Here is an 18,788-nt window from a genome sequence, read left to right on the forward strand (position 1 = left end):
ATCGCAACTTTACTATTTATAAGAAAAATATTCAACGTCTTTATACGTTTCCCTTTTTTAACCCTATATTTTTCTTATTTTTATTTAGCATTCAATTAAGAATATCGCAGTAAACTATGAATAACTGCTTATCTTGAAATAATTCTATTTCGAGTGTAAAGTTTACCGCCAAGTATAAGTCTACACTAAGATGTACTCATAGAAAAGTGAAACTTGTACCAATACTAGTATGAATCTAAGAATTTTTACATATTTTTCATCAAATGAACCATTCTTCTAAATTCGTATACATATAATAGAACATTCGTTTCGTTTTTTCTGCTATGAGCAACGAAAACTACCATTCTATTCTTTTTTTTCTTCCGCACCTAATTCTTTCGTATATGCACCTACTTCTAAGTCAATTAATACCTTCTTACCTGGCTCAATTGTTTTTAAAATAAGTGGATAGGCTTCCATACGTTTTGCGAAATTTTGAATCGTAGTGCTCACTTCATAACCTTCATTCATATATAAAGTAAGATGATCTTCATTCGCATTCGTTGGTGAATAGCGAATCTCCGAAATAGATTTTAAAATAGCTGGTGTTAATTTTTCTAGTTCAGCGATTAACTCCTTCATTTTCTCTTCTTTAAAAGGTTCGAAAATCGGTGCTGCAACAGGAAGTTTTCCATTAGGTAGTACATCAAGCGTTTTTCCATTTTCTAATAACGGTTGTAATTTTCCCTCTTTATTTATATAACCAATCGTTAAATATTCTTCGATATGAATATCAATCTTGTTTGGAAAACGTTTTTTTACATTTACTGCTTTAATTTCTTTTCGCTTCGTTAAGTTTTCTTCAGCTTTATGTGCTGTCACTCGGAAATAACTTGTATCATATGTCACGCCTGAATCCTTCATTACTTGCTCATCCGTCATATAGTGATTTCCAAACACACTAATCTTTTTTATATTACTAAGCGGAGACCGAAAATAAATTAAAAAGAGCACTAATAAAAATAAAATTGATATGTATAAAATCAATCGATGATTAACATTTTTTTTGTTTTTTTTCTTTTGATTTTTCAATTTTGGTACACGATCTTGTAGTTTAATCACTTTACTATTATTCATGTACGATCCCCCTATGTAACATAAAGAACGGCATGTTCCTCATGCCGTTCTTATCTTCTTATTATAACATAAATGATAATGAGCGGAACGAATAACCGTTATCTTCCAATGATTTCTACTTCTGTGTGCATATCTACATCAAATTTATCCTTAATTGTATGTTTTATTAATTCAATTAAAGACAATACATCTTGCGCTGAAGCTCCCCCGGTATTAACAATAAAATTGCCATGCATTTCAGAAATTTGAGCTCCACCAATCCTATAACCACGAAGCCCTGCTTTTTCTACTAAATCTCCTGCAAAATGTGGGATTGGATTCCGAAATATACTTCCTGCACACGGATGATTCCATGGTTGCGTTTCACGGCGGTAGTCTTTATTATTTTGCATGCTACGTACAATTTCTTCACGTTTTCCCGCCTGTAATTGAAACTCCGCTTCTAAAACAATACCAGGACGTTTCGTTTGCAATACAGATGACCGATAAGAAAACTCCAGTTCTTTATTCGTTAACCAGGCAATTGTACCGTCTTCAAACAGAATGAGAGCCTTCGATAATACACTCGATATATCCGATTTATGTGCACCTGCATTCATATATACTGCACCACCGACACTTCCTGGAATACCGCTCGCAAACTCCAATCCAGCTAACCCTTGACGACTAAGTAAAGTTGACAATTTAATAAGAGGATATCCACTACCAACTCTTACCTTATGTTTTTCGACCTCTAAGTGATCTAATCCTTCTCCTAAACGAATAACAACACCTTCTATGCCTTGATCAGATACAAGAAGGTTTGAACCGCGACCAATTACAGTCCACTTCGTTTTGTATTGCTTTACTAACTGTAATGTTTTTTCAATACCGGCTACATGCTTTGGCACAATTAAAATGTCCGCTGGTCCACCTATTTTCATAGTTGTATAACGTGCTAACGGCTCGTTAACTAAAACACGACCAACGTCTGCTTCTATAAGCTCATTTACTAATTGTTCCATAGACAATCTCCCCCATATTAAGTCTCCTTATGACAATAATATGCAGGGCGTTCATCTAACGTTATCCCGCTATTTACGGGCAGTACAGCTCTTAAATCAAAATTCGGCGATAACAAAGAAATTAGGCGGAATCAGGATGTCAGTAAACATCCGATTAGTGAAAGATAATAATCAACGAGAGAGAATCACTCCCCACTGATTAGAGCCTCACTTTATTTTTTTACAAGCTTATTCATTACTTCATACAGCTTATTTGCTGCATCTGGAATACCTAGTTGCTTAGCCGCTAGCTTCATATTTTGTAATGTTTGTGCATTCAATAAAATCTCATCAATATCACGAATAAGCGTTTCAGCTGTTAAATCTTTTTCAAGTAACATTTTTGTCGCTCCTTTATCAACAACTGAACGTGCATTCTTTTCCTGATGATTATTTGTTACATATGGACTCGGTATTAACACACTTGGTTTTCCTAACGCTGTTAATTCTGCAAGTGTTGTTGCCCCAGCCCTTGAAACAACAAGGTCTACACCAGTTAGTACCTCTGGCATATTATGAATGAACGGCTTAATAATAACATTGCTTGGGTTCCCTTTTTGCTTCACGGCTTCCATCACTTTATCATAATGTACTTCACCCGTTACATATAGTATTTCGTAGCTTTTGTTCCCAAACTGTTCAATTGCTTCAACGAAGGCATCGTTAATCGGTCTAGCCCCACGACTTCCACCAAATATAAGTACAGACTTTTTAGGAAGAGAAAGCCCAACTGAACGTTTCCCCTTCATTCCATTTTGATCCATTACCTCTGATGCTCGTGGATTACCTGTCATTACCACTTTTGACTCTGGAAAATGCTCTATAGCTGCTTCAAAACAAACAGCAACTTTATCAACATAACGGCTTAAAAACTTGTTCGTTACACCTGGTACACTATTTTGTTCATGTACAATAGTTGGAATACCTAATTTGGCTGCAGCGTATACAACTGGTCCACATACATATCCACCCGTTCCAATTACAATATCCGGATTAAAACGACGAATATATCGTTTACTATCCTGTACACCTTTTAGAAAACGCATTACTGTTTTCACATTATCTAATGATATTTTTCGTTTAAATCCACTTATAACAATAGATTGAAATGGTATACCTGCTTTTGGAACGATTGTACTCTCTAGTCCATTTTCCGTACCAATATATAAAAATCTTGCTTCTGGATTTAACTTTTTTATTTCTCTAATTAAAGCAAGAGCTGGATAAATATGACCACCAGTACCCCCACCACTCACTAATACACGCACTACTAACTCCTCCGCTTCTCTTTTCTTATTTCCATTATATTTATTTCTATATACATATTGCATTTTTACACACATACGAAAAACCCTGTCTTATAAACAGGGTTTAGTAGCGAGAATGGCGACTTATATTTAATAATACACCTACTGCCATTAACATTAATGTCAAACTTGATCCACCATAACTTAAAAACGGCAAGGTAATACCCGTAACAGGCATCAGTCCTGTTACAACACCAACATTAATCATTACTTGAATCGCAATCATCGCCACAATACCTACTGCTAAAAACGTACCATATAAATCTGGCGCTCCTAATGCGATACGAATCCCGCGCCATAATAATAGACTAAATAATAATAACACAAATGAACCACCAATAAAACCTAATTCCTCGGATAAGATCGCAAATATAAAGTCAGTTTGCGGTTCAGGTAAATAAAGAAATTTTTGTCTACTTTGTCCAAGTCCAAGCCCAAATAATCCACCAGGTCCAATTGCAAGTAATGATTGGATAATTTGAAATCCACTTCCGAGCGGATCTGACCACGGATCTAAATATGATGTAATGCGTTTCATTCGATACGGTGCTGATGCAATTAACCCTACAAATCCTGCTACACCAATCAAACCAAACATTGCAAAGTGAAAGACCCTCGCTCCCGAAATGAATATCATAATGATACATGTCCCAACCATTACCGTTCCTGTCCCAAGGTCTGGCTGTAACATAATCATCCCAAAAGCAAGAAACACAAAACTAAGGGCCGGTAATAAACCACGTTTAAAAGATGTAATCAATTTTTGCCGTTCTGCTAAAAACTTTGCCAAGAAAATAATCATCGCAAACTTCATAAATTCTGACGGTTGAATCGAAAATGCTCCGATTCCAATCCAACTTCGTGCTCCTCCTCGAACAAGACCTACTCCAGGAATAAGAACGAGAATAAGAAGAATGAAGCAAACTAGCAAAATCAATTTTGAATACGTACGCCACACCCAATAATCAATTTTTATAATAAAAAACATGGCTACTACACCAAGACCCGCAAACAGTAATTGTCTTTTTGCAAAAAAGAATGAGTCCCCCATTTTATAAGAGGCCCAAACTGCACTCGCACTATAAACCATAATCATTCCGATTGTCAACAATGAAAGTGTTACGATGATGAGAATAAAATCAGGCGTTTTCTTCATTACCCACAAACACCACCTCTTTAGGCAGAAACTTTTGCCCTATGTAACAAAACATCAGTAGGTGTTAGCCTACTGATGTTTTGATTTACTTTATATAAGTTTATGCACAGCTTGTATAAAAATGTCTCCTCTTTCTTCAAATGTTTTAAATTGATCCCAGCTTGCACACGCTGGAGAAAGAAGAACGACATCGCCATCTTTAGAATGAGCATAAGCTTTCACCACTGCTTCATCTAAAGTATCGACACTTTCAATTATATCTAATCCCGCTTTTTCTGCCGCTCTTATTAGTTTAGGAGCTGTTTGTCCAAATGTTACAATCGCTTTTACATTTTTGAAATACGGAATTAAATCATCGAATTCATTTCCGCGATCAAGCCCACCTGCTAGTAACACAATCGGTTGTGTAAACGCAGATAGTGCTTTCTCAGTCGCTAACATATTCGTTGCTTTTGAATCATTATAAAACTTACGGTTGTTAATCGTTGTTACATATTCTAAACGATGTTTTACACCCGTAAAACGTTTTAACACGACCGTAATTGCTTCATTAGAAGTACCTAATAATTTCGCAATACTCATCGCAGCTAAAATATTTTCTAAATTATGTTGACCAGGTAAAACGATATCGCTTACTTCAACAACTTTTTCACCTTTGAAATAAAGAGCGTTATCTTTTATACACGCGCCATCTTCAATTTCTTTCGTTGTCGAAAACAGGATTTTTTGACCTTTAGAATACGCAGACAAAGCCATCACATCTGCATCATCCGCATTTATTACACTATAATCATTTTCTGTTTGGTTTTTAAAAATATTTGCTTTCGCTAAACCATATTCTTTCTTCGTCCCATGATAATCTAAGTGGGCCTCAAATAAATTTAAAAACGCAGCAATTTTAGGTTGGAACACTTCTACTCCCATCAATTGAAATGATGAAAGTTCTGTAACTACAACTTCATTTTCTTTTGCATCCTGTGCTACTTCACACGCTACAGTGCCAATGTTCCCTGCAATTACAGGATGCTTTTGTCCTTCTTTTAGCATTTCAAATGTCAGCATTGTCGTCGTCGTTTTACCGTTAGACCCCGTAATCCCAACAAATGGTGCTTCTGAAATACGATATGCTAATTCAACTTCCGTAACAATCGGAATTTGCTTTTCTTTCGCAGCAACTAATATTGGATTAGAATACGGGATTCCTGGATTTTTTACTACAAGAGAAATATTTCTCTCTAATAATTCTAAAGGATGACCACCGCATACAACGTCCATTCCTTTTGCTTGTAATTCTGCAGCAAGTACATTCTCTGCTAAAGGCTTTCCGTCATTTACAATAACATTTGCCCCTAACTTTTGTAACAATGTAGCTGCTGCATAACCACTTTTTGCAATGCCTAATACAAGAATATTCTTATTTTGAAATTCAGTTACAGTTTTCAATTACATCCACACCCCGATATAAATTCCTAACACAGCTAATAAAAATCCTGCAGACCAAAACGTCACAACAACACGCCACTCTGACCAACCACATAATTCATAATGATGGTGTAATGGACTCATTTTAAAGACACGTTTTCCTGTTGTTTTAAATGAAATGACCTGAATAATAACCGATAAAGTTTCCATTACGAATACTCCGCCGATAATTACAAGTAGCAATTCTTGTTTTAATAAAATCGCTACAGCTGCAATGGCTCCACCTAAAGCTAATGAACCTGTATCTCCCATAAACACTTTTGCTGGATTCGCATTGAATACTAAAAATCCAAGTACAGCTCCTACAACTGCCATACAGAATATCGCCACTCCAAATTGCTCTTGTGCCACAGCAATAATACTAAATGCTCCAAATGCAATAGCAGCCGTTCCTGATAATAAACCATCTAAACCGTCAGTTAAGTTAACTGCATTTGATCCACCAATAAGCATAAATAGTACAAGTACGAAATACGCCCAACCTAATTCAAACTTAACATCCGTTCCCGGAATCATGATGTATGTGTGGAACGCTTGCCCTTTTCCAATTAAAAAGAATGCAATAGCAATAACAAGCTGACCTACTAATTTTTGTTTTGATGTTAAACCAAGATTTCTCTTCTTAACTACCTTTATGTAGTCATCTAAAAATCCAATCAAGCCGTAACCAAACGTCACTAATAGTAATAACGAAACCTCTGCACCTAAATAATTAAACTTAATCGCCATAATAAGTGAAGTTACCATCATAGATACGTATATGACGATACCACCCATTGTCGGTGTCCCTGATTTTTTTTGATGTGACTTTGGTCCCTCATCACGAATACTCTGTCCGAACTTTAATTTTCTTAAAAATGGAATAAACAATGGCGAAAGGGCAACAGAAATTAAGAATGCTACCCCAGCCGTTACTAATAAACCTTGCTCAAGCACATGTAGTCCTCCTCTCACGTTGTTACTCTTCGTTGCTTAAACGCCCTTTAATTGCTTCTTTAGCAACTTCACGATCATCAAAATGATGAACTTCTTTACCAATAATTTGATACGTTTCATGACCCTTACCAGCAATAATAATGATATCATCTGCTTTCGCTTTAGTGGTTGCATGGTGTATCGCTTCTTTTCTATCAATAATCACTTCATAATTTTTCCCACTTGCACCATGTACCATATCATCTAAAATAGCCGCTGGATCTTCACTTCTTGGATTATCTGATGTGTAAATTGCATGAGTTGCATATTTTGTTGCAACACTTGCCATTATCGGTCTCTTCGTTCGGTCCCTATCGCCGCCACAACCAACGATACAATACACATCACCTTTTGCAAATTGTTTTGCAGTTTTTAATACATTTTCTAAACTATCCGGCGTATGTGCGTAATCAACAATAACTGTATAATTTTGTCCTCCATCAACAACTTCAAAACGCCCTGGAACCCCAGCTAGTTCTTTTATAACAGCAATGATTGTTTCTAATTTCACACCCGAAACAAGTCCTGCTGCTGTTGCTGCAAGTACGTTATATACATTAAATTTACCTATTAATTTCATCGTAACATTTACACTTTCATATGGTGTGACAAGCGTAAATGTAGTCCCGCCACTCGTCATAACGATATTTTTTGCCATAATGTCACTTGTTGTATCAATACCATATGTTACAACTGTTGCTGCAGTACTTCTCATATACTCTTCTGTTACATTATCATCGCTATTCAGCACAGCGTACTTTTCACGATTATGATTATAACTATTGCCAAGCTGTGCAAATAGTAACCCTTTTGCATGTTTATATTCTTCCATCGTTTTATGATAGTCTAAATGATCTTGTGTTAAATTCGTAAACACCGCTACATCGTAATCACATCCGTGTACACGACCAAGATCTAACGCATGTGACGAAACTTCCATTACCGTGCTGTCCACACCTTGTTCAACCATTTTTGAAAACGTCTGTTGAAGTGTTAGTGCATCTGGTGTTGTATTTTTCACCTCAAATGTTTCATCACCGATTTTCATATTAATCGTTCCAATTAGCCCTGTTTTATGACCATGTGCTCGCATAATCTCATCCATAATATGCGATGTTGTTGTCTTTCCATTTGTACCTGTAATTCCGATTAAATGTAACTTGTGTGTCGGTTGACCATAAAAATAATCAGCTAAAACCGCTAACGAACGAAAAGTATTTTTCACAAGTACAACTGGAACGTCAACATCAATTGGTCTTTCCGCAACAATAGCAGCCGCTCCTTGTGCCGCTGCTTGCTTAGCAAAATCATGGCTATCAACCGTATATCCTTTCATACATACAAATAAGCTTCCCTCTTTCACTTTACGTGAATCAGCTTCTATAGATGTGATTTCTGGATTTTCTTTTGGAACAACTGGAAAATCATGCAAACATGATACAAGTGTATGCAACTTCATTTCACTAAACCCTCTCTACATTGTTTATTTATCTTTTTTCAGTAAGCAACACATTACCTCCTATATAAGGAGGTAAGTGCTACTGACCTATTTATGAATGAGACACTTACTGTCTCAAATTAAGTAACTGTTCTATAAAGAACTCACTTCCACCAATTGTACCATAAAACGTACTATGTTACCTTTAATTCCCGAAGTAAATTCTAATTTTTGAGCCTTCTTTTACTTTAGCTCCCGCTTCTGGTGATTGTTTAATTACTTTCTCTCCATCTCCACTTATATCAAGCTTCAAATCGACGAGTTGTGTTTGTAAGTCTTTCTTTTTCATTCCAATTAAATTCGGAACTTCCACAGTTGGTGTATCGCCCCATTTATATTCTTTCTCAACTTGTTCTTTTCTCGGTTTCACTCCCATAACAGGAAGCGCATCTCGAAGGATATTCCCGACAATCGGAGCTGCTACCACTCCACCAAACTGTGTAACCCCTTTTGGATTATCAACAGCTACATACACAACAATCTCTGGATCATCCGCTGGAGCAAATCCGATAAAAGATACTATATAATTATTCTCTAAATATTTACCATCCTTCACCTTTTGAGCAGTACCCGTTTTTCCACCTACGCGATATCCATCAATATAAGCACCTTTACCAGAACCTTTCGCTACAACATTCTCTAATGCATAACGAACTTTTTCTGAAGTTTCCTTGGAAATAACTTTTCTTTTCTCAACAGGTGTCTTTTTACTAACAACTTGATTATTTTTCGGATCAATAAACTCCTTAGCTATATACGGCTGATACAATGTTCCACCATTTACAGCCGCCGCTACAGCTGCTACTTGTTGAATCGGCGTAACAGAAACTCCTTGGCCGAATGAAGTTGTTGCTTGCTCTACTGGACCAACTTTATCTAAATTAAATAAAATCCCACTGCCTTCACCTTGCAAGTCAATTCCAGTCTTCTGCCCAAAACCAAAATTACGAATGTATTTAAATAATCGGTCTTTACCAAGGCGATCACCAAGTTCAATAAATCCCGGGTTACATGAGTTTTGAACGACTTCTAAAAACGTTTGACTGCCATGACCTCCTGCTTTCCAGCATTTCAATCTAGCTCCACCTACTTCAGCTGCTCCATCATCATAAAACGTATCCTTCTCTAAGTCTACTAAATTTTCATTCAATGCTGCAGCTAATGTAATGATCTTAAATGTTGAACCAGGCTCATACGTACTCCATACAGGTAGATTTCTGTTATACACTTCTGGAGAGACACTTTGAAAATCCGCTGGGTCAAAACTCGGTCGACTAGACATCCCTAAAACTTCACCATTTTTAGGGTTCATTGCAATCGCAATCATACCGTCAGGATTATAAGTTGACTCCGCAATATTCATTTCTCTTTCCATAATCCTTGTAATACGCGCATCGATTGTTAATCCTAAATTTAAACCGGCTTCTGGCTTTTTGAAATCATCACCAACATTAGGCATCCTTTGTCCTTTCGCATCTGCAAAAAAACGCACATGACCTTTGTCCCCATTTAGCTCTTTATCATAATATTTTTCTAGTCCCATAAGACCTTGGTTATCGCTACCTGCAAAACCTAATACATGTGATAAGAAGTTTCCAAATGGATAGTACCGGATAGAATCCTCTGCGATATACACGCCCTTCAGACTTAATCCTCGTACTTCTTTCGCTTTGTCATGTGATATTTTCCTTCCGCCTTTATCTAACCTTACAATCGATTCTTTTTTTGTAATCCTTTTATAAATCTCATCTTTTTCCACACCTAATACTGCAGCTAACTTCTCTGCAGTCTCCGCTGGTTTTTCAATTTGCCTCGGTACAACAAAGACAGTTGGAGCACTTTTATTCGTGGCAAGTTCCACACCATTTCGGTCTAAAATTTTCCCACGTTCGGGTTCAAAAGTAATATTACGACTCCATGAATCTTTCGCACGATCCGTTAACATATTCCCAAGAAAAAATTGCACATATCCAAGACGAATATCGATAATCGTGAAAATAAGTATACCTGATATAAGTATAAAAATAAGTCGTTTTCTAACTGTTACATTTGATACACGCATATTGGAACAAGCCTCCCTTACGCCTAGCTTGTTCCAATATATGCTTGTACTTATTTAATTAGAACTTATTCTCTTTTACCATTACGGCTTTTCTGCTTCTTGCTGTGGTTCGAGTGGCGGTACGAGTGTGACACCTAATTCTGTACCAGGTTGTAATAATGTTCCTTCCGCCACACTTTGTTCTGTTACGTATCCTGTACCAGAAGGTTTCAAGTTAAGCTGTAATGTCTTCGCTAAATTCATAACATCACGCAGTGCCCATCCTTGTATATTTGGCATTGTAGGCTTATCTCCTACCAAGAAGACTCGGTCGCCTTTTAATGTTTGTTCAGTCGCTTTTGGTACTTGTTGCTGTACTTTCCCTTCACCTAGTACAATTGGACGAAGTTTTGCTTTATCAATCGCTTTCCCCGCTTCAGCCATCGTTTTACCATTTACATCCGGAACAGTAGTTTGTTGTTCTTTCAGATGTTTTTTCGGATCTTTAACTTCATTTGGCTTAATCTTTAAATACTCTAAACTATTTTTTGTTACATATTTAAAAATATCAGCTAACGGTTGTGCACCGTTCTCATCATCTTTTAATTTAGGCTGTTTAACAGCTACATACACAACAAGTTGTGGATCGTCCATTGGTGCCATACCTAAGAATGAGAATATATAATTCTGTCTCCCTGTCATATAGCCGCCTTTTCCATCCGGAATTTGCGCTGTACCTGTTTTACCACCAACTGAATATCCATCAATTTTATAAGCTGTCCCTGTACCTTTCGGAGATGTAACAACACGTTCTAATAATTGTCTTACTTGCGCTGCTGTTTCCTTTGTAACAGGTTTTCCTACTTCTTCTGGCTTATGTTCTAATTTTACTTTGTCTGTTATCGGATCTACAATTTTATCAATTGCATAAGGTTTCATCATTTTCCCATCATTTGCAATGGCCGTTGCAGCTTGTACAAGCTGAATTGGTGTTACAGTGGAACCTTGTCCAAAAGCTGTTGTCACTTGTTGTATTTGCTGATCAAATAAAATTGTATTCGATCCTTCACCTGATAAATCAATGTTCGTTTTTTCATCTAATCCAAAACTATGAATATATTTTCGGAAACGTTCTGGACCAAGTTTTTGATCTCCTAAAATTGCAAACGCTACGTTTGAAGAACGCTCTACCCCTTCATCAAACGTGATAGAGCCCCAACCAGCACCACCGTTATGATCTTTTATTTTCCTATTTCCGACTTGATATGTCCCGGACTGATAATAATCTTGGCCTTTGTACACACCTTCATTAATAGCTGCCGCTAACGTGAAAATTTTCATTGTTGATCCAGGTTCAAATGCATTGGCAATTGCGTCATTGAAGAAATATTTAATTTGACGATCATTAGGGTCATAACTAGGTTTAGTAGACATCGCTAATATTTTCCCAGTTTTCGGATCTGCAACAATCCCTATTAAACTTTCTGGCTCATATTGCTTACTTGCTGCTTTCATCGCGTCTTCTAAATAACTTTGGACACGTTGATCGATTGTTAAATAAGCGTTATCTCCATTTTTAGGTGCCTTTACATTAACTTTTCCCCCATCAAGGGACACACCTTTACGATCACCTGTATATGCTACTTCTCCGTTCGAGGCACTTAAGTATTTATCCAAGCTTTTCTCTATGCCAAATTGACCTACCGAGGTTCCATTCTCATTTGGTTTTGCATGACCTATAACGTAAGATGCAAAATCACCGTTTGGATACACCCTTGCATTTTCTGTAATAAAAGATATTCCCGGCAACTTCAACGCTTCTATTTGTTCCTTCTTTTCTTTCGTCAAATCCTTGCCTAACGTTCCAAATTCGACTTGACTTCTACCTTCCTTATTTAAAGAAGCTAAAATATCCTCTTCGCCTTTTCCAAGTACTCCTGCAATTTTCTTTGCAGTATCTTCTTTATTCTCAACTGAGTTAGCACCTTTTAGTGCAGCTACCATTTTGTAAGAGTTTGCGTCTTGCGCTAACACATGACCGTTTTGATCATAAATGGTTCCTCGGTTCGCTTCAAGAACTCCTTTTTTACTATGCTTTTGTTTAGCAAGTGCATCTAAATCCTGATTATGAACTGTTCCTGTTGATTGTATGTAAAAAAATCGGGCTAATAACAGCAAAAAGAGCAGGAGGAAAAATATCATAAAATAACCTGCTCCCTTATTGGTATGAAATTTAGTCATATTCTTCTTCATCGTTCCTTCACACCTATTGCCTTATTTGAGGCCTTTCACATTATTCGCATTAATTTCTAGCCCGTGTTTTTTTGCAACTTCAGCGATTCGTTCATAGCGACTTAACTTCTCTACTTCAGCTTGTAATTCTTGATTTTCTTTTTGCTGCTGTACAATTTTTTCTTCTATCGTCGCTGCTTCTACATTAACTTGATAAAGGCCTGCTTTATTTCCAATAAACGCGACACAGGCATACAATAAAAAGCCAATAAACGCTACATACAACAGTTTTTCGATTCTTGTAATTTTCGCTTTAACCTTCGGCTTAGCCATCTGCTGTGGGGGCGTTTGAATTTGCACCTCTTCTTGCGCTTGTTGTTTGTACTTTACAGCTAAATTAGTCATACCTCTCTCTCCCTTTTATCGTTTTTCAGCGATTCTCAACTTCGCAGAACGCGCACGATTATTTTCTTCTAGCTCTATATCAGAAGGTAAAATCGGTTTTCTTGTAATAAGCTTTAATTTCGGCTTAAATTCATCAGGAATAATCGGTAATCCTGGCGGCAATTGTGGCGTTGTACTATTTCGCTTAAACGTTGTTTTACAAATACGATCTTCTAATGAATGGAATGTTATAACACTAACTCTTCCACCTGGCTTAACCATCTCAATAGCAGATTCCAATGCTTCTTCAAATACTTTTAATTCATCATTTACAGCTATACGAATTGCCTGAAACACTCGCTTAGCAGGATGCCCACCCGTTCTACGAGCTGGAGCCGGAATACCTTCTTTAATTAGCTCTACTAATTCTCCTGTCGTTTCAATAGCTTTATTCTCACGATAAGCTTCAATTTTTCTTGCAATTTGTTTTGAAAATTTCTCTTCACCGTATTGGAAGAAAATCCTTACAAGTTGTTCATATGACCAGCTATTTACAACATCATACGCTGTTAATGGGGCATCTTGATCCATCCGCATATCTAGCGGTGCATCATGATGATAACTAAAGCCTCGTTCTGGTGTATCTAATTGTGGGGATGAAACACCTAAATCAAATAAAATACCATCTACTTCTGTTATACCTATTTCCTGCAGTTTTTCAGCTAAATAACGGAAGTTACTCTTTACTGTTATAAACTGTTCACCGTATGAAGAGAACTTTTCTTTCGCGTTTTGAATCGCTATCTCATCTTGATCAAACGCTATTAATTTTCCACCTTCAGTTAATTGGGATAATAAATAAGAACTATGTCCTCCTCCCCCCAGTGTACAATCTACATATGTACCATCTGGCTTTATATCTAAGCCGTCTACTGTTTCCTTTAAAAGCACTGTTACGTGTTTAAACATTGTTGCACCTACTCTTTTTCCAATTAATTATGTTGAATGTATCCCTTCCTCTAAACACATATTTCACGCTTAGAGAATGAAATAATACGAAAGAACGACTCATTTAACTTACCAACAAAGGCAACATACTATACAAATCGCTATTTTCTTTTATTATATACTAAATTTTATCATCTTTTGCGGGAATTTAAATAAAAAACTGTCGAAAAAGCGAATAATACGTTTACATTTTGTGCTATTTTGTCATATATTTAAGTATCCAACACAATTGCCATATCTAACATTTTTTGATTGATAATTCAGAAAAAAATCACTTCACAGTAAATTCAACGGAATAAAAATAAAATCCTGCTCCAAAGAGCAAGATTTTATAGTTTTATAACATGATGTTTTCCGTCCCAAGAAAAAGGGTTTTCCATTACACGATCAACGAAATCCAAACCAAACTGATTTAAATAATAACATACATTCCACACACGTTCTTGCGGCGCACCTAATGGACGAAGTGCGAATTGTATACGGCGGAATTTATTTAGCTGAACCTCATACTTTTTCTCAACATTTCTTTTCAACATTCTTTCCAACAGTTCAATTTGTTCATTAATTTTCAATTCGTTTTTCCCTGCAAACGCACCTAACCCTGGCTCTATTTTCTTTACAAATTGCTGTAAAGATGTATGAATATCGGCAATTTCTTTTTTCGCCTTTTCAAAATGATCATCAATCGGTTCCTCTATTTGATTAGACAACCAGTTTTCACGCAGTTTATCGACATCATTTAAAAACGGATCAATTTCTCTCAATTGCAGATCGAATAAATCTGTCGCTATATCTCTCTCCACATAAGTAATTGTAAGACGAGGAACGACAGGTGGCATCTGAAAACCGACAGTATGGAATACTTGTTGTAATTCACTCCAATAAGCTAATTCCCCTGGACCTCCAATAAATGCGAGCGTAGGAAATACATACTCTTGCATAAGAGGACGTGTTACAACATTATTACTAAAACGTGCCGGATTTCTCTCCATCTCTTCAATCAACTCTTCGTATGAAAAGGAATGCGCCCCATCCTTTCCAACAAACTTACCTTGATGCTCTTCAAGCAATACTCGTTCATTATCTATTTCCATGAATATATGCACTGCATGAGACTTCGTTTCAATAATCGGTTTGTATCCTAGTTCTTTAATTACTTCCTGCTGATTACGAAGGCCCTCTTGTACCTCTTTATACTTACTTATAATTCGCTTGAAAAATGGAATTTCTAACTTTCTTAATTCAGGATGATGTGAATCAACAAGGATTAAACCAGAATTAGCAAAGATTTTCGTAATAAGATGAGCAAAGAAATCTACATACGTATTCGATTTTTTCAAAGCATCATCAACAAATTTTAATACATCTTTTGTAAAATTTGTTTCTGAGTATGTTTTAAAAATCTCTTCAATCCAATTTCTACAATCTTCAACAGAAAGTTCAGACTCAGAAGCACTTGCCTTTTTCGGATTACGGTCATAAAAAATAGTTTTTTTCATCTTTTTATTTTTCGCTACAAAAGTATGATTAATCTCATCCATATCATGGTCTTCACCCGCAATCCAGAAGACAGGGACAACTTTAACTCCTAAACTTTCTTCCTTTTCCTTTGCAAGCTGTAAAATTGAAATAACTTTATGAATTGTATAAAGCGGTCCAGTTAATAACCCCGCTTGTTGTCCAGCTATAACAACATATGTATTTTCATCTCCAAGCGCTTTTACATTTTGAAGTGTAGATTCTCCCGCTTGTAATTTTGTATTATATTCTAATAAATGCGCTACTAAATCTTGGCGGAAAAACTCCCTTTCACGCAAATCATGTAAACGTTGTTTAAAAGCATCTTCTGTTAACATATAATCAAAACATGACTGTATCTCTTTTTTACCGTTCATATAGTCCGCTACAATACCTTGTTGCGGAACAGAGATTTCTTTTATCTCCATATAATTCTTCCTTTCGTATCCAGTTCTCTCACCAATCCACATTGTAGTCAATGTTTCACGTAAAAGCAAAGAATAACACTTATACTCTTGTTTCTAAACCTTTTATTGCATCGAACAAAAATTGAAGTGTCGGAACTGGTCGTTGCTGTTTCTTAGCTTCTTCTAATACATATCCAACAATCGCATTAATTTCCGTCTTTCTACTCGCTCTTACATCCGCTAGCATAGAAGATGTATTACGAGACGTTCCTTCACACACATTTCGTACCATTTGCCATACCATTTCTTTTTCTCCTCTAATAAGAAATGCTGCCTCCTGAAACACTTGCTCCATCATTTGATAAAAAAAACGATTCGTGATTAATTCACCATTCTTAACTCCCAATAGTGCTGTCAACGGATTGATACATACATTTACTACTAATTTTTTATGCATAATCTCTTCCCAATCCGTTTCTATTTGAACTGGAAAATAAGCAACAGGAAAATAATTGAATATTTTTTTAAAATGTATAGATTGACCACAAACCACTCCAAATTTTGTTACCCCTATCCCAGTATGATGAACGATATGCCCTCCCTCTTTTTTCGCACCATGTTCTACAATACCAACAGCTATATTTTTACTCCCTATGTTCAGCATCTTTTGAAGATGCGACATTCCGTTTTGCAAAAAGATTAATGATGATGCCCCTTCCACAAACGGTAGTACGTCATCTATATGATATTGCTTCACAGCAATAAATATATAATCTAAATTTTGCGCTACCATACTTTCTATCGGTAAAACAGATGGATATACTGTTTCACATCTTCCATCTCTAATACAAGTTACACCTGTTTCATTTAATTCTTCAGCTTGCTTAGCTGTTCTTGTAAACAACGTAACATCTTGGTTATTTTTTTGTAAATAAAATGTATACAATAGACCAATAGCACCTGGTCCGACAATTCCAATTTTCATTTTCACACAAGGAATTCACACTAAGTGCCCTTGCCTTCCCCCCTTTATATCTTTTTAAAGCACCTGAGCACGCCCTATAATTCCGCTGTCCTCTGCCCAACAAATATACTCTCATTTTTCACTATGTATGTACCACCTATTAATACGCTTCTACTCTTAGTTTAGCAAATCCTCAAAAAAATAAAAAAAGAAATATACTATCTTCTTCATAAAAATAAAAAAATGAGTTATACTATTATTATAAATATTTTTACTTTTCTGCATTCAACGAGACAAGAAAAGGATGTGATGTAATGGGATTCCCAAAAGTTGAGCGCTTGCTCATCAATTATAAAACGTTAGATGAATTCAAAAAATTTAAAGGGTGCGGAGCCCAGGAACTATCTATGCTGGAAGAATTACAAGCAAACATTATTGAAAACGACAGTGAATCTCCATTTTACGGTATTTATTATGGCGGATCACTAATCGCACGTATGAGTCTATATATGAAAAGAAACGGCGGAGAACCATTCGAAATTACAGGTCCCTACCTAGAACTTTATAAACTTGAAGTATTACCAACTTTTCAAAAACAAGGATTCGGGCAAATGCTTGTAAATCATGCGAAACAAATGCAATTTCCTATTAAAACGATAGCACGTATTCATTCAGCTGGTTTTTGGGATAAATTAAATTTCAACCCCGTATCAGTAACTGATGGAGATTTTTATATTTGGCATCCAGAAGCAAATTTGAATGCGGTTACAAACGAAGAATCGGCTTAAGAAATAAAAAAACAGCTGTATAACAGCTGTTTTTTATTTCTTAAGCTTCTCTAACTTCTCATTCGAGCGAGCATTGTTTCTTTCCGCTACCATTACACTTCTTTTTTGATCGATATAATCAAGTAGTGTTCTATACTCTTCTTCATATACTGATAATCGCTCCAGAAGACGCTCTCTTTCTGTTTGTAATGATTCAACTTGTTGTTGCAACACCGTTAAAGAGTTTTCATCTTTATAATTTTGCAAGAAATCAATAACATCATTCAACGTAATTGACGTAGGTTCTAACACCTTTGTCTCTTTCACTTCATAATTTTCTACTTTACGAAGTTGCTTTGCTTCCTCAATACGTTCTTTATATTGCTTTCTTACGTAAGAATTCCATCTAAACCCACATGCTGCTGGTGTACGAGATAAATTTTTCCCCACTTCCTTAAAGGCAGAAAGCTGTGTTCCACCTTCTCGAATATGCCGGAGTACTACTTCTGCCAGAAGCAAATCTTCATCATCAGTCCAAGCATCTTGTCTTGTTGTCGCCATCTCTCTAGTCCTCCCTATGCATTTTTTATTAAGCATATGCAGTTACTAGAAAAGATAGAATACAACAACTAAAGATTAAGACAAAAAAAAATAAACGCAGAAGATATCTTCTGCGTTTATTTTCCCGCAATTACTTGCTGATTACTTCTTTACCTTTGTAAGTACCGCATGCTTTACATACACGGTGAGCTAATTTCGCTTCACCACAGCTTGGGCACTCTACCATACCAGGTACTGATAATTTGAAATGCGTACGACGCTTTCTTTTTACTGTTTTAGAAGTTCTTCTAAAAGGTACAGCCATTCTTCCCACCTCCTTAAAAGAAATA

General features: G+C 36.2%; 16 protein-coding genes. 1 reads left to right on the forward strand and 15 read right to left on the reverse strand.

Annotated features, from left to right (window positions below):
- Positions 1-345: 345 nt before the first annotated feature.
- The 13 genes from divIB to panE all read right to left on the reverse strand — a co-directional run bounded on the left by divIB (position 346) and on the right by panE (position 17,152).
- Entirely contained in the window at positions 346-1,116 is a 771-nt protein-coding gene (divIB, locus tag N2V80_RS19535) for a cell division protein DivIB (RefSeq protein ID WP_001065789.1), read from the reverse strand.
- Positions 1,117-1,214: 98 nt separating this feature from the next.
- Positions 1,215-2,120, reverse strand: coding sequence for a UDP-N-acetylmuramate dehydrogenase (murB, locus tag N2V80_RS19540; protein ID WP_000437021.1), 906 nt, complete (start codon positions 2,118-2,120; stop codon positions 1,215-1,217).
- A gap of 212 nt (positions 2,121-2,332) precedes the next feature.
- A complete protein-coding gene (murG, locus tag N2V80_RS19545) occupies positions 2,333-3,427 on the reverse strand; it encodes an undecaprenyldiphospho-muramoylpentapeptide beta-N-acetylglucosaminyltransferase (RefSeq protein WP_061654523.1) in 1,095 nt (364 codons plus the stop codon).
- A 103-nt stretch (positions 3,428-3,530) separates the two neighbouring features.
- Entirely contained in the window at positions 3,531-4,622 is a 1,092-nt protein-coding gene (gene spoVE, locus N2V80_RS19550; RefSeq protein ID WP_061654430.1) for a stage V sporulation protein E, read from the reverse strand.
- Positions 4,623-4,712: 90 nt separating this feature from the next.
- Complete coding sequence (murD, locus tag N2V80_RS19555; protein WP_061654432.1) at positions 4,713-6,065, reverse strand: UDP-N-acetylmuramoyl-L-alanine--D-glutamate ligase; 1,353 nt, start codon at positions 6,063-6,065, stop codon at positions 4,713-4,715.
- The gene (mraY, locus tag N2V80_RS19560; protein ID WP_000893060.1) at positions 6,066-7,040 is read right to left on the reverse strand and encodes a phospho-N-acetylmuramoyl-pentapeptide-transferase; all 975 of its coding nucleotides are present in this window, start codon (positions 7,038-7,040) and stop codon (positions 6,066-6,068) included.
- A 22-nt stretch (positions 7,041-7,062) separates the two neighbouring features.
- A complete protein-coding gene (gene murE / locus N2V80_RS19565) occupies positions 7,063-8,538 on the reverse strand; it encodes a UDP-N-acetylmuramoyl-L-alanyl-D-glutamate--2,6-diaminopimelate ligase (protein WP_061654434.1) in 1,476 nt (491 codons plus the stop codon).
- A 184-nt stretch (positions 8,539-8,722) separates the two neighbouring features.
- Positions 8,723-10,639: a stage V sporulation protein D gene (locus N2V80_RS19570; RefSeq protein WP_001266237.1), complete on the reverse strand. Its 1,917-nt coding sequence runs from the start codon at positions 10,637-10,639 to the stop codon at positions 8,723-8,725.
- Positions 10,640-10,720: 81 nt separating this feature from the next.
- A complete protein-coding gene (locus tag N2V80_RS19575) occupies positions 10,721-12,871 on the reverse strand; it encodes a penicillin-binding protein (RefSeq protein WP_000739958.1) in 2,151 nt (716 codons plus the stop codon).
- A gap of 21 nt (positions 12,872-12,892) precedes the next feature.
- Complete coding sequence (gene ftsL, locus N2V80_RS19580; protein WP_000182804.1) at positions 12,893-13,255, reverse strand: cell division protein FtsL; 363 nt, start codon at positions 13,253-13,255, stop codon at positions 12,893-12,895.
- Between the two features lie 15 nt (positions 13,256-13,270).
- A complete protein-coding gene (gene rsmH / locus N2V80_RS19585) occupies positions 13,271-14,203 on the reverse strand; it encodes a 16S rRNA (cytosine(1402)-N(4))-methyltransferase RsmH (RefSeq protein ID WP_000472508.1) in 933 nt (310 codons plus the stop codon).
- A gap of 368 nt (positions 14,204-14,571) precedes the next feature.
- On the reverse strand, positions 14,572-16,188 hold the full coding sequence (gene bshC, locus N2V80_RS19590; RefSeq protein WP_061654436.1) for a bacillithiol biosynthesis cysteine-adding enzyme BshC: 1,617 nt from the start codon (positions 16,186-16,188) through the stop codon (positions 14,572-14,574).
- 79 nt (positions 16,189-16,267) lie between these two features.
- Positions 16,268-17,152, reverse strand: a complete 885-nt coding sequence (panE, locus tag N2V80_RS19595; RefSeq protein ID WP_002101275.1) for a 2-dehydropantoate 2-reductase — start codon at positions 17,150-17,152, stop codon at positions 16,268-16,270.
- A 293-nt stretch (positions 17,153-17,445) separates the two neighbouring features.
- Between panE and N2V80_RS19600 the strand changes: the two genes are divergently transcribed.
- Positions 17,446-17,919: an N-acetyltransferase gene (locus N2V80_RS19600; protein ID WP_000506692.1), complete on the forward strand. Its 474-nt coding sequence runs from the start codon at positions 17,446-17,448 to the stop codon at positions 17,917-17,919.
- Between the two features lie 33 nt (positions 17,920-17,952).
- Here the strand turns inward: N2V80_RS19600 and N2V80_RS19605 are convergent, their stop codons facing one another.
- Both N2V80_RS19605 and rpmF read right to left on the reverse strand, forming a co-directional pair.
- A complete protein-coding gene (locus N2V80_RS19605) occupies positions 17,953-18,459 on the reverse strand; it encodes an RsfA family transcriptional regulator (protein WP_000246468.1) in 507 nt (168 codons plus the stop codon).
- 130 nt (positions 18,460-18,589) lie between these two features.
- Positions 18,590-18,763 (reverse strand): 50S ribosomal protein L32, encoded by a 174-nt coding sequence (gene rpmF, locus N2V80_RS19610; protein ID WP_001984764.1) that lies wholly within the window; start codon positions 18,761-18,763, stop codon positions 18,590-18,592.
- Between the last annotated feature and the right edge of the window lie 25 nt (positions 18,764-18,788).

Source organism: Bacillus sp. FSL W8-0640 (assembly GCF_038007725.1).
Classification (GTDB): Bacteria; Bacillota; Bacilli; order Bacillales; family Bacillaceae_G; genus Bacillus_A; species Bacillus_A cereus.